12 protein-coding genes are annotated in these 13011 nt (G+C 69.3%); 1 reads left to right on the forward strand and 11 read right to left on the reverse strand.

Features of this window, described 5'->3' with window-relative positions; genetic code table 11:
* Positions 1–190: 190 nt before the first annotated feature.
* From C6W10_RS15845 to C6W10_RS15885, 9 genes are all read right to left on the reverse strand, one after another.
* Complete coding sequence (locus C6W10_RS15845; protein ID WP_199853940.1) at positions 191–1252, reverse strand: IS110 family transposase; 1062 nt, start codon at positions 1250–1252, stop codon at positions 191–193.
* A gap of 280 nt (positions 1253–1532) precedes the next feature.
* Complete coding sequence (locus tag C6W10_RS15850; protein ID WP_107258743.1) at positions 1533–2537, reverse strand: aldehyde reductase; 1005 nt, start codon at positions 2535–2537, stop codon at positions 1533–1535.
* Positions 2538–2641: 104 nt separating this feature from the next.
* Entirely contained in the window at positions 2642–3295 is a 654-nt protein-coding gene (locus C6W10_RS15855; RefSeq protein ID WP_107258744.1) for a response regulator, read from the reverse strand.
* Positions 3292–4410 carry a sensor histidine kinase gene (locus C6W10_RS15860; RefSeq protein ID WP_159104599.1) on the reverse strand — a complete coding sequence of 373 codons (1119 nt, stop codon included), beginning with the start codon at positions 4408–4410 and terminating at the stop codon, positions 3292–3294. Before C6W10_RS15860 ends, C6W10_RS15855 begins: the two co-directional genes overlap by 4 nt.
* 409 nt (positions 4411–4819) lie before the next feature.
* Entirely contained in the window at positions 4820–5290 is a 471-nt protein-coding gene (locus C6W10_RS15865; protein WP_107258746.1) for a thioesterase family protein, read from the reverse strand.
* Between the two features lie 103 nt (positions 5291–5393).
* The gene (locus tag C6W10_RS15870; protein WP_107258747.1) at positions 5394–6056 is read right to left on the reverse strand and encodes an ABC transporter permease; all 663 of its coding nucleotides are present in this window, start codon (positions 6054–6056) and stop codon (positions 5394–5396) included.
* Between the two features lie 29 nt (positions 6057–6085).
* Positions 6086–7135: a medium chain dehydrogenase/reductase family protein gene (locus C6W10_RS15875; protein ID WP_107263978.1), complete on the reverse strand. Its 1050-nt coding sequence runs from the start codon at positions 7133–7135 to the stop codon at positions 6086–6088.
* A 90-nt stretch (positions 7136–7225) separates the two neighbouring features.
* The gene (locus C6W10_RS15880; protein WP_107258748.1) at positions 7226–7642 is read right to left on the reverse strand and encodes a Dabb family protein; all 417 of its coding nucleotides are present in this window, start codon (positions 7640–7642) and stop codon (positions 7226–7228) included.
* The gene (locus C6W10_RS15885) at positions 7639–8850 is read right to left on the reverse strand and encodes an MFS transporter (RefSeq protein WP_234361772.1); all 1212 of its coding nucleotides are present in this window, start codon (positions 8848–8850) and stop codon (positions 7639–7641) included. The genes C6W10_RS15880 and C6W10_RS15885 overlap by 4 nt, the downstream gene beginning before the upstream one ends.
* A 471-nt stretch (positions 8851–9321) precedes the next feature.
* On the opposite strand from C6W10_RS15885, the gene C6W10_RS15890 reads away from it, so the two are divergent.
* A complete protein-coding gene (locus C6W10_RS15890) occupies positions 9322–11613 on the forward strand; it encodes a GMC oxidoreductase (RefSeq protein ID WP_107258750.1) in 2292 nt (763 codons plus the stop codon).
* A 227-nt stretch (positions 11614–11840) separates the two neighbouring features.
* On the opposite strand, the gene C6W10_RS15895 is transcribed toward C6W10_RS15890, so the two are convergent.
* Both C6W10_RS15895 and C6W10_RS15900 read right to left on the reverse strand, forming a co-directional pair.
* Positions 11841–12299: an SgcJ/EcaC family oxidoreductase gene (locus C6W10_RS15895; protein ID WP_107258751.1), complete on the reverse strand. Its 459-nt coding sequence runs from the start codon at positions 12297–12299 to the stop codon at positions 11841–11843.
* Positions 12300–12514: 215 nt separating this feature from the next.
* On the reverse strand, positions 12515–12979 hold the full coding sequence (locus C6W10_RS15900) for a MarR family winged helix-turn-helix transcriptional regulator (protein WP_107263979.1): 465 nt from the start codon (positions 12977–12979) through the stop codon (positions 12515–12517).
* Between the last annotated feature and the right edge of the window lie 32 nt (positions 12980–13011).

The following is a 13011-nucleotide window of genomic DNA, read 5'->3' on the forward strand; positions in this document are numbered from 1 at the left end:
GAGGTTGCCGGTGAGGCCGTTGGTGAAGCGGCTGGGGGCGGCGACGGTGCGGGCACGGGCGGTCGCTTCGGCAGCGGAAGCAGGAGGGCCGTGCCGAGCGGGAGGAATATTCGGCCGGCTCGGTGAGCTGGTGCGGTCCATCAGTCGGGCGCTGCGACGTCGAGGCGGCGCAGGCCACGCCTGGACGCTCCTATGGTGCGTCAAGTGGTTGAGGGTGGTGTTTCGAGGCGTCGGTAGAGCTCTCGGGTGATGTAGCGCTTGAGGCAGCGTTTGATCTCGCGGTCGGTTTTGCCCTGGGTGCGGCGGCGGTCGGCGTAGGCGCGGGTGCGTTCGTCGTAGGCAGCCGGGACAGGGTGATGGTGTGTAGGGCGCGGTTGAGTTGTCGGTCGCCGGAGCGGTTGAGTCGGTAACGGACGGTCTTGCCAGATGATGCGGGGATCGGGGCCACGCCGGCGAGCATCGCGAAGGCGGCGTCGTCGCGGCAGCGGCCGGGGTGGGACCAGGCGGTCAGGACGGTGGCGGCCACGATCGGGCCGACTCCGGTCAGGGTGAGTAGGTCCGGGCGCCAGGACCGCACGATGGCGCGGATCGCCGCTTCGTGGGCGGCGGCTTCGGTTTCCAGGGCGCGGACGCGTCGGGCGAGGTCACGCAACACTGTCAGGGCGGTGGTGATCTCGATGTTTCCGCTGGCCGTTGCGGGTCGCAGCCGGACAGCGGTGGTGATCATCGTCCGGGTGCTCTGGCCGCGGAACCGGGCACGGACCGTCTCCGGCGCGGTGATGACCATCGCGTGTAGTTGCCGCTGGGCGGTGGTGGCGGCCTCGACCGCCGCGCGGCGAGCGGTCAGCCGCATCTGCAACGCCGCCCGCTGCGGTCCGGTTTTGGGCTGGGCCAGGCGGGTCCGGGCCAGGGCATCACGGGCGGCGCGTTCGGCGTCGATCGGATCGGACTTCGCCCCAGCACGGCGAGCGGGCCGCTTCGGCCGGTCCAGCTCGACGACCAACTCACCGGCGCCGGCCAGATGCCGGTGCAGACCCGCGCCGTAGCCGCCGGTGCCCTCCACCGCCCAGGCCCGCAGCCCTGAGTGCCGCTCGGCCACGCCCAGCAGGTCGCCGTAGCCGTCCGGGTCGGCGGTGACCGTCACCCGGTCCAGCACCGCGCCGGTACGGGCGTCGAGGATCGCGGCGGTGTGGGTGTGTTTGTGGGTGTCGACGCCGATGACGACCTCGACCAGTTCTGTCAGCATGGACATGCGTTCTCTCCTCACCCGTGGGGACGCAAGGGTCCGGTCCGGTGCGGAGATGGCAGGACTGTGATGAGACACGCCAGCCGCTAACTGGCGGTCAAGCTCCTGATCAGGCCAAATATCTCCCGCCGGGCCGGCGCCGGCAGCAGCGGGCGGACAAGTCCACGCGAAGGCACCAAAGGCCAGTCAGACGAAGAGTCACGCCCACTACTACCGACTATCAGCTCACCACTGATGAACCAACCCCGCCATGCTCACAGTCAGCCGAGACATGTCGATGCGACGATCATCGCCGGGGAACCAGACCGTGTTGGATCATGCTTTCCGCGGCGTCCGTGACCGATTCCGTGGGTGGACGCATCGTCCACCCCAGTTCTTTCTGGGCCTTGGCGGCGCTGACCCGCTCACACCGGTCGTAGTATTTGACTGCCAGGCGGGCGCCCGGCTCGAAGCGACCGAGCACCCACAGGAGTGAGTAGGGCATCGAGAGTGTCCCGATCGGGTAGCCACGCGGTCGATACCGCTCGGCCAGCGCCGCCGCCATGTCGCCCGCCCACAGATGCGGGCCGGCGGCCACGTACCGGTTGCCGGCCGCCTCCGGTGTCTGCATCGCGAGACGGTGCAGACGCGCCAGGTCGCGCACGTCCACGGTCGCCCAGCCGATCCTCGGGACGAGCGGAAGCTGACCCCGCATCATCCTGCGGATCAACTCCAGCGACGTGGGGCGTTCGGCGTGCAGCAGCGGGCCAATGATCGTTCCCGGGTTGACCGTGACCAGCTCCAGCCGGGACTGCTTGGCGAAGTCCCAGGCGGCGTTCTCCGCCAGGGTCTTGCTCTTTGGGTAGGGGTCGGCCCGGCCCACCTCGGTCCAATTCGCCTCCGTGTACGTGCGTGCGACGTCGTGCCCGTAGATGATCGCGGCGAGGGACGAGGTGAGCACCACCCTGCGCACCGTGCTCGGCTCAGCGGCGCGCAGCAGCCGCAGGGTGCCGCCGACCGCCGGCCCGATCAGTTCGTTCTCGTCCCGAGGCAGTCGGGACGGGAAGGGCGAGGCGACGTGCCACACGAAATCGCAGCCGTCGACCGCCCGCATCCAGCCGGTGTCCACGGTCAGATCGGCCTCGACGAACTCCAACACTCCGTCAGTGGCTGCGGCGACCGCACGCAGGTGTGCGACGTCGGCGGTATGCAGATCACGAACCGTGCCGCGCACCTCGTATCCATTTTTCAGAAGCTCTTCGATGCAGTGTCCGGCGAGGAAACCGGTAGCCCCGGTGACCAAGACCCTCATGGCAGGCTGCCCGGTCTAAGCATTGTTCGGACTCTCCCTTGATCAAATCTGGCATCAACGGCTGGACGTCGACCGGCCGCCCCAGTGGCTTCGCCGGCGCTCGCTCATCCCCGTGGTTTGACGAGTCCTGCGTCGTAGGCGAAGACGATGGCCGCGGCTCGATCGCGGGCGCCGAGTTTGGCGAAGAGGGAGCCGACGTGGGTCTTCACCGTGGTTTCCGCCAGGAGCAGGTGTTCGGCGATCTCCCGGTTGGACGATCCGCGTGCCATTAGCCGAAGGACGTCGATTTCGCGATTGGTGAGCGCGCCGAGCTTGGTCCTGTGGCTAGTCGTGGAGCGTGTCGACTGTCGGTAGGAGTCGAGGATCGGCTTGAGGAGGGTGCCGTCGATCCAGGTGCCGCCGGAGGCGACTGTGCGGACCGCTTCGATGAGGTTCTCGGGGGTGGCGGACTTCAGTTCGAATCCTGCCGCGCCGGCGTCGACCGCGGACCAGAGCACGTCTTCGTCGCCGAAGGTGGTGAGGATGCAGACGGGTGGTCCGTTGGCGGCCTGGAGTCGGCGGGTCGCCTCGACGCCGTCGATGCCGGGCATGCGTACGTCCATGCAGATGATGTCGGGGGAGCATTCGGTGAGGGTGTGGGCGACGTCGGCGCCGTCGTCGCATTCTCCGACGACCTGGATGTCGGGTTGGGTGCGCAGGATCAGGCCGAGTCCGGCGCGGACCATCGGTTGGTCGTCGACCAGGAGTACGCGGATCACGTGGATGCTCCGACGAGGCGGCGGGGCAGGCGTGCCTGGACCACCCAGTGTCTGTCGTCCGGCTGGGCGTGGAAGGTTCCGCCGATGGCGGCCACCCGGTGTTCGAGTCCGGCCAGTCCCATGCCGCTGTCCGCACGTGGGGGGCGCGAACAGAGCGGGCTTTCGACCCGTACGTCGACCCGGCCGTGGTCGACGCCGATGCGGATCGTCGCTTCCGGGGAGCGGGCGTGTTTGGCGACGTTGGTGAGGGCTTCTCGGAGTACGTCGTGTAGGACGATGCGGGGCGCCGCTGATACGCCTGCCATGTCGCCGGTGATGTCGATGTTGATGCGCATCCCGGCGTCGCGGTACGTGTCCACCAGATGTTGGAGTTCGCCGGGTTCGAGTGGCGTGAGCGAGTGGGAGCCCTGGTGCATGAGCATCAGGGCCTGACGCAGTTCGTCCATGCCCTTGCGACCCACGTCCTCCGCCTGCCGCAGCGCCGCTGCGGCTTCCGCCAGCTCGCCCGGCGAGGAGGTGAGGATCATTCGTGCCCCGGAGAGGTGGAGCAGGACGACACTGAAGCTGTGCCCCACCAGGTCGTGCAGGTCCCGGGCGATGCGTTGGCGGTCCTCGGCCACCGCGGTCTCGGCCAGCTTGGTACGGGTACGTTCCAGTTCGTCGATCAGCGCGAATTGCCGGCCGACGACGTGGCCGAAGCCCCATCCGATGAGCAAGCCGCCGAACCAGAGCCACGCGCCGATCCCGCGGTGCCAGTTGTTGGTCTCGAGCAGCCAGATCAGGAACGGCGACAGCAGGCAGACAACCATCACGACCGTGTCGAGCCGGCGCCGGCGGCTGGCCGCGACGACCGCCAGTGCGGTGACGACCACGAGGTAGGCGCTCTGGGTGACGACCGCCGCGTCGCCGACGACGGTCGGGATCGTCACCCAGGACAGCAGCAGCCAGCCCGGCATCGACCGCCAGAACGCCCGCACGATCAGCGCCGGAAGCATCAGGACCGCCAGGATCCAGCCCCAGTCCGACGTGTAGGCGAGGTTGAGCACCCCCAGGCCGGTACCGAGAACGGCGGCCCCGATCACGAACTCGTCGCGGTCACGCAGCAGTACGGGCATCCCAGAAATATAGGTCAGCATCGACATCGTCGACTCCGGCCACGGTGCCCGAACGCCTCCTACCGCAGTAGGAGCCGACGCCGTATCGCCCACCCCGGGGAGGGACCGGATCGACACCCCACGTCGAGGACCGAGGCAAGACAGCCAACGGCGGCCTTCACGCCTCAGGTCGCCGGGGACGTCGAGGATCAGGTCTCCGACCGACCGCGGCCGCAGGCAAGGCACCTCGGCCCACCTCGTGACGATCGACGAGTTCCGTACGGCGATCATGTCGAGCAGGGCCTGGCGGTGCAGAACGCGCCCGACGCGCAGCTGTCAGACCCAGCCGTACTCGTTTTGGTAGGCGCAAGCTGACGCTGCTGACGGCCGTCGCGAAATGCCCTTCTCATCGCTTCCTGAGACGGATCCCTCATGCCCCGGCGGAGATCCCTGCCTCGGCCGTCGGGCGGAGCAGCGGGGTGACCGCCTCTCGGCCCGCGTCACTGAACGGCGCCGGCTGCATGGTGGCGGGGTCGAGCAGCACCGCTGCCCGTGACCCCTCGGCGTAGACCGTCGCCCCGTCGACGGAGAGGATCCGTAAGCCGTACCGCAGGCTGGTCCGGCCGAGGTGCTCCACCCAGAAGTGCACGGCCACCGCACCCGGGCGGTTGATCGGCCGCCGGTAGGTCAGGGTCAGCTCGCGTACGGCCTGGAAGGCGTCCCCGTCCAGCGCGCCGGGGTCGACGGTGTAGCCGCGCCGGCCCCAGTAGCCTTCCAGCGCCCGGTCGAAGAGGAACGCGTACCGGGCGTGGTGCACGATGCCCATGGCGTCCAGATCGTCGAAGTAGACCGGAACGATCTCGGCGTGCCCGTATTCGACCGTGGGTGGTATGGCCGTCATGTTCCTGGTTTCTCCCGGATGATGGGGTGAATCGGCAGGTGGGTCACCGAGCCGACTAGGTTGGTCCCGCACGCCGCAACGGATGCGAGAGGCGATTTCCAGATCAGTTCAACGTGGGTACGGGATCGGCGGTGCGCTGGGTCAGGTTGGCGTGCGTGGCGCTGAGGGCGGTGATGCGACGGCGTTCCAGGACGGCGGCCACGGCGTAGCCGCCGCCGGCGGCGATGGCCAGGGTGGCGTAGAGGCCGGCCGGGGCAAAGAACAGGGCGGTACCGGCGACGGTGGCGAGCCAGGAGCCGAGGGTGTAGTGCAGGGCGTTGCGGCGTGCGGTGCCTTCGGCGATGGAGATCAGCCCGACGATGAGTACGGAGCCGGCGGGCCAGAGCACGTTCTGTAGCTCCGACATGCCGGTCGCCCTGGCCAACCCGGTGATCGCCAGGAACAGGGCGGTGAAGCCGGTACACCACGCTGCGCCGAGGAGCTTCTCCGCGTTCCGCCGGGATTCGCTGGCGCCCTTCTGCGCACGGACACCCGCCCGCACGGCCAGCGTCAGCGCGGGCACCACGCCGGCACCGAACAGGGTGGCGGGCAGCCAGCCCGGCAGGTCGAGCAGCGGCTCGGTGCCTTTGGAAAGCGCGGCCAAGCCATGGCCGACCACGTAGGCCAGCGCGAAGACGGTGTACGCGGCGCGGCTGTCGACCTCCCCGGGCGGGACGGTGACGACCGGTGCCGACGCTGCGGGGGCATTCATGGTGGGGGCATTCATGGTGGGATTCCTCCGGGAAGTCGACGTGGTCACTTGGTCTCCTCCGCGACGATGACGACCTTGCCCAGGACGGTGCGCGACTCGGCGAGGGTCAGTGCGTCGGCGGCCCGGCAGAGCGGAATCCGCGCGGCGATCTGTGGTTGCAGTGCGCCGTCGGCGACAAGTCGCAGCACCTGCGTGAGGTCCTCGCGCATCCGGGCCCGGAAGGTGGCGAGGGAGCGCTTGCCGGCCCAGAGGTTGTAGAACAGGGCGCGTTTGCCGTTGGGCAGGTAGTTCCAGGCGTACAGGCGCCCGAACAGTGTCAGCATCGGCAGTAACGCGTTGCCCTGCTCGTTCTTCCTCGTCGCGGAGCCGTAGTTGACCAGGGTTCCGCCCTTGCGCAGCAGCCGCCAGGACTGCTCCAGGCCGGTGCCGCCGACGTGGTCAAAGACCGAGTCCACGCCGCCGGGGGCGAGCTCGCGGATCTTCGGGTACATGTCCGGGTCGCGGTAGTCGACCGGGACCGCCCCCAGCTGACGCACCGCGTCGTGGTGGCGGGCGGACGCGGTGCCGATCACGTTGATCCCGGCGTGCCGGGCCAGCTGCACCAGGGTGTTGCCCACGCCACCGTTGGCGCCCAGCACCACGACCGTCCCGCCTGCGGGGACCCTCGCGCAGCGGTGCAGCATCTGCCAGGCGGTGACACCGTTCACGAGTACGGTCTCCGCGGCGGTGGGGTCGAGCCCGTCCGGTACGGGCACCAGGTCCCCGGCCGCCAGGTGCAGATGGCTTGCCCATCCGCCGATCTTGGTCACCGCGGCGTACCGGCGACCCTGTAACGCCGGGTCCACACCGGCACCGGTGGCGATCACGGTGCCCACCACGTCGTAGCCGGGCACGAAGGGGAACGGTGGCTGGTCGTAGTACCCGCCGAGACGCATCTGCTGCTCGGCGAACGACACGCCGGTCGCCTCCATCCGCAGCACGACCTGGCCCTCGCCGGGAGGTGGAAGCTCACGGACCCTGGCTTGCAGGCCGTCGGGCTCGACCGGGCCCGGCAGTACGATCTCGGTAGCGGTGATTGTGGTGGATCTGGTCATCAGGACCTCGTTCTCTGCCATGACGAAAGGAAGGCGGGCGTATCCCCGGTCGCCGCGAACACGCCCGCCGCGTGGCGATCTCCCGGTTTGTCAGTTCCCTTGCTTGCTGGGTGCGGCGCTACCGCTGTAGTCGTCGAGATCGGCGACCAAACCGGCGACATCCGGGTTCTCGGCGTACCGGCGCCGGTGGATGTCGGCGATCTTCGCGCCCATTTCCGGGTCCGGGTCGTCGGTGATGTCGAAGGACATGAACTTCTCGGTCAGCGGCAGGCCGGCCCGGTCGATCTCGAGGTGCGCCGGGTGGTTCATCATCACCTCGTAGTCGGCCAGATCCTCGATGATGGAGACGGCGCCGTAGTCGTACTCCCCGCCGAAGTCGCGGCCGATGACGAACGACTTGATGGCAGGGATCGCGCTCGAGGCGTCGTGCATGGCCTTGAGGCCGGCCACCACTTCCTCCTCCGGGATACCGGGCTTGAGGGAGAAGCGGATACCGTGGTAGATCATCGGGTTCCTTTCCGTGACGATGTCGCGTTGCGCGTACCGGCGGCGGCGATGGTCGCGCCGACGACCATGGCGACCCCGGCCCAGGTGAAGGCGGCACCGACACCAAAGGCCTGGATCAGAGGTTGGACGACCAGCGGTGAGAGGAACTGGCCGAGGAAGATCCCAGCGACGAGTCCGCTGAAGACCCGGCCGCGACAGGCGGGTGGGGCGAGTTCGGACAGCCGCAGGGTGAGGTGGGGGATGGCGAATCCGACACCGAGACCCCCGACGAGCAGGCCCACGGCGATACCCGCGACGGTGCCCACAGCACCGACGAGCACCCAGCCGGTGCCGAGCAGCGCGATGCAGAGCACCGTGACGGCGCCCGGCCGCATGCGCCCGCGCAATGCTGAGAAGGCGAATCCGCCGAGCGTGCTGGCCACAGTGCTGCCGGCGACGATGACACCGACGAGGATGGGGCCGATCCCCTGGCTCGCCAGCAGGAAGGGCACCTGCGTCGGCGCCATGTAGAAGAATATTGTGGCGACCAGGGCCAGGCCGTAAATGACGAGTACGTCCCTGGTGAACGCGCGCCCGGGGGCGGCGACCGCCGGGGCAGCGACCCGCGGCCGGTCGCGCACCGTGAGGACGGCGAGGACGGCGACCACCGCCGCCAAGCTGTAAAGCCAGAACGGTACCCGCCAGCCGACCGTGGCGAGCAGACCGGCCAGCGGCAGGAACAGCACGCCGCTGAGGCTCGCGAACACCTGTTGCAGGCCCAGGAAGGACGCCCGCGCCGCCCCGTCGAACCAGTCCGTGATGGTGGCGTTGACGGCCGTCATGATCCCGCCGACGGCGATGCCGAGCAGTGCCCTGCTTGCCAGTAGCAGCCACAGGTCGTTCAGGCAGTAGCCGGCGGTGCCGCTGAGCGCGTACAGCACGAGGCATGACACGAGCAGCCGGCGGCGGCCGGTACGGTCCGCCGCGAACCCGACCAGCGGGGCGCTGACGGCGACGGTCAGTGAGGTGATCGTCATCGCGAGGCGGACCAGCAGGGAGGCGCCGGGCCGGTCGGCGAAGACCTGCTCCATCGCCGGAAGGCTGGGGGCGATGACGGCTGGTGCCATGATCGTCAGGGTTGCCGCGGCGAGGATCGTGGCGCGCGCGGCACGATCGGGTACGTCGCGGCCCGGCGCCATGGCCACGGCGCCGCGATCAGGTTGAATCACGCGGCACACGGTATGGACCGACGGACACCGATGTCGTCGGGCTGCGGTACCCGGTCCGCTGGTCCCGCAGGAGGAACCGCCCCGTCCGCTCCGACCGCGGTACGAGGGTCGGCGCCATCGCGATCGGGGTCGGCCCGCCGTCGCTGGTCGACCGCCACCATGGCCATGGCGACGACGACCACCATGTATGCGGTCCGCGTGCCGACCATGGCGTCGCCGACCAGGGTCGGGGTCGTCACCCCCGAAGGCGCTGCGGAGGACGGCCGCCAGCACGGTGAACCGGCCGCGGTCACGAAGTGGTGAGCGTGTACCGGGAATGGTAGGAGGTCGGGCGCACCCGGTCCGACCACGGTGCCCGTGCTGCTCCCCCCGGGGGTAGTAGGACGACGGCCGATCCTCCCCCTGGGAACGGAGAAGATCAGCTACCACGCTCCGACGCCGGCCGGGCCGGCCGCACCTACCGTCGTCGACATGCACGACGCCCCGGAGTACCTAGCCCGCGATCACTACGAGGCGCTGGTCGTCGGCAGTGGCTTCGGCGGCGCGGTGGCCGTCTGCCGGCTCGCCCAGGCCGGAATCGACATCGCCGTCGTCGAGCGAGGCCGCCGCTGGCCGGCCGGCAGCTTCCCGCGCGATCTGTCGCGGCTGGACGACGGCTGGCTGTGGCTGTGCAGCCACGGGCTCTACGACGCGCTACCGCTCAACGACATCCTCGCCGTCCGGGCCGCCGGGTACGGCGGCGGCTCCCTGGTGTACGCGAACGTGGCCGCCCGGTCGCCGCAGGCGGTCTTCGCCGACTGGCCCGCCCCATACAGCCGGGCGCACCTCGACCCGTTCTACGACCTCGCCGCGCACATGCTGGACATCTCGCCGATACCGGCCGACCGCGACCTGCCGCCCAAGACCCGGCTGATGGCGGAGGCGGCCACCCGGCTGGGCCACCGCGACGGGTTCTTCCACCCCAACCTGGCGATCACCTTCGACGATCGCGGCCCCGGCCAGACCAACCGGTTCGGCGTGCCCCAGCGCGGCTGCACCTACTGCGGCCAGTGCGACATCGGCTGCAACGTCGGCGCCAAGAACAGCCTCGACCGCAACTACCTGGCGCTGGCCGAGCGGGCCGGCGCCGAGGTCGGCACGCGCACCGAGGCGGTCTGGATCGGCACCGCCGGCGATCGTGGCTATCGGGTACGGCTGCGCGAGTACGGACATCCCGGCACCGGCAAACAGGGCACGGAACGCGAGGTCACCGCACGGTACGTCTTCCTGTGCGCCGGCGCGCTCGGCAGCACCGAGATCCTGCTGCGCAGCCGCGACCAGTACGGCACACTGCCGGACCTGCCCGGCACAGTCGGCAGCCGCTTCTCCGGCAACGGCGACTTCCTCAGTTTCGGCCGCGACCTCGGCGCCGACTTCGCACCCTCGATCGGCCCGACCATCACCACCGCCTCGGTCATCCGCGGCGGCGACCCCGACGACGAGCGCTGGTTCGTCATCGAGGAGGGCGGCTACTCCGAGCACATAGCGGAGCTCGTCAGTTCGATGCACCTGCCGTCCTACCTGACCGAGCACATGAACCGCAGCGCCCGTACCCTCATCGGCACCGCCCAGACCTTCGCCGGCCACCTGCGTACCGACCGGACAGCCGTGCTGCTCGCCATGGGCCGCGACCGTGCCGACGGCCGGATCGAGCTGCGCGGCAAACAGCACCGACTGCGTGTTGTCTGGGACACCACCCGCAACGACCCGCTCTACACCGACGAGCAGGTGGTCTCCGCCGCCGTCGTTCGCGCGCTCGGTGGTACCCCGTTCGCGCCACCCACATGGCGCATGTTCCGCCAGCCGGTCACCGTGCACAACCTCGGCGGCGTACCGATGGGCGAGGATCCGAGCCGCGGCGCCGCGTCCCCGGACGGCGAGGTCTTCGGCCACCCGGGCCTCTACGTCCTCGACGGCGCGCTACTGCCCGGCGCGACCGCCGGCAATCCCTCGCTGACCATCACCGCAGTCGCCGAACGGTGCATCGAGATCGCGATCCGCCGCATCACCGCCGACCCCGCCTGGCAGGCACCGCAGCACGCCGACGCCGCACCCCGCCCCGTACCGGAGGACGCCGCCGTGCAAGCAGTCGCCACTCGCGGCCCGACCCGCAGGCGCGCAGCCGGAGTCCGCTTCACAGAGGCGATGACCGGCACGGTACGCCTGCCAGCAGACACCGACGAGACCGGGCCGTCCCGCGCCGCCAAACTGCGGCTGACCGTGGTGATACCCGACCTACAGGCCATGATCGACGATCCGACACACGCGGCCGAACTCTACGGCACCGTCCGGGTGACCGGCCTGACCGCCCGCCCGACCATGGTCTCCGGCGGCCGCCTGCACCTGCTCGCCACCGTCGACGGCGGCCCGGACCGCACCATGACCTACCACCTGCCGTTCACCGATGACACTGGCCGTCCCTGGCTGCTGCTCGGCACGAAACACGTCCACCGCGGCTGGCGGAACAACCCGTGGTACGCCACCACCCGCCTCGCTGTCGCCGTCGTCGACCCCGACAAGCGCTACGACGCGACCGAACCCACCGGCCGGATGACCATCAGCCTGCCAGAGGTCGTCCGCCTTGTATCGTCACTGCGCACCACCGGCGACGGTGACGCGACTACCGTCGCCCGGTTCGGTCGGTTCTTCACCGGTCAGGTCGCCCGCGCGTACCTGCGACCGAAAAGTGGCCGGCGCGGCCCAGCCGCAGCGCGGAACCTCTGATCGTCGATGTTCCGGGTCGGCGAACGAAGGGGTCGAAGGGCGGTGGGTCACCGTCCCTCGACCCCGACATTGAAAAGCAGTGCCACGCCGTGGAATGTGGCATCAACCGGCTCAAACGCAACCGGGCCGTCGCCACCGGCGTTGACAGACCCGCCGTCCGGTACCGGGCCACCGTCCACCTCGCCGCGGTCAACGAGGGACTCGCGCCCGACGTGCGAAAACGCGGCCTAGACGGTTTGCGATCCCAGCGGCCGTTGGAGATTGACTGATTCCAGAACCGCCACGGCCTCCAGCGAGATCAGACGCGAGTTTTGCAGGGCGACGACCTTCCACTGGTCGTCCTGCCAGCTCATGACGAACAGTTGCATGGAGTAGCGGCTCGGCGGCGGCTCCTCTTCGCCTGGCATCGCGATCCCGACGCGGTGGTGTACGACGCCGCAGCCCGGCCCGATGATCCGGGCGAACGGCACCTCGCCGTGCAGTAGCCGCGACCCCTTCACCACCGTGTCGAAAATTGGCTGATGGGTGGCGATCATGTGCTCGCGTCCCCGGTAGATGGTCCCCTCGAAGTCCGCGAACTCGGCGTCGTCGGCGAAGTCGGCAAAGAATGCGGTGGCGTCACCGCGGTTCCATGCCTCGTTCATCCGGGCCGGGATGGCACTAATCGCCTCGACCGATTGCTGCATGTATCTACCTTTCTGCGTTGTCAGCCTTCGATGACAGTCTGGAGGCGGCGGCCCCGTGGTGTCCTCAGAGTGGAGTGTCGATCCGGCCCCTCCCTGGGGTGGGCGTCGCGGCGTCGGCTCCTACCGCGGTAGGAGGCGTTCGAGCCCTGTGGTCGGAGTCGACGGCGTCGTGACGGTCATCTGCCGGATGTGGCCGGGCATGTTGGTCACCCGGGTCAATGGCGATCGGTCTTGTCGGAGTTGCCTTGAGCGACTATGAGCTGCAACGTGTCTCGCAGGCGCTTCCGATCTTGCGAAGTGAGCGGTGCGAGGAGGGCACGTTCGGCGTCGTCGCTCGCCCGGGTCGCGCGACGGAGGGTGTCCTTGCCGTGGTCCGTCAGGTCGATCACGTTGCGGCGCCGGTCCTCGGCATGCGGACGACGGAACACAAGGCCCTTGTCTTCGAGCCTGTCGATCAGGGCAACCATCGTCGTGCGGTCCACGCCCAGCCGCTGTGCCACCTGCTGCTGAGAGGCCGGTTCGTGGCCGGACAAGACGAGTAGGACTCCAAGCTCACGTGCGTCGACGTCGAACGGTGCCAACGCCTGCGTGTGGAGCTCCTCTAGCCGCGCAGCGGCGTGCTTGAACAGATAGCCCAGCCGCCTGCTGAGTTCCGGACCAGGTCCGTCGTCGCTCGACATACCCACCATCCTACCGGTACGCTGATCGTCAG

It is taken from the genome of Plantactinospora sp. BB1 (assembly GCF_003030385.1).
In the GTDB taxonomy this organism is placed as follows: Bacteria; Actinomycetota; Actinomycetes; order Mycobacteriales; family Micromonosporaceae; genus Plantactinospora.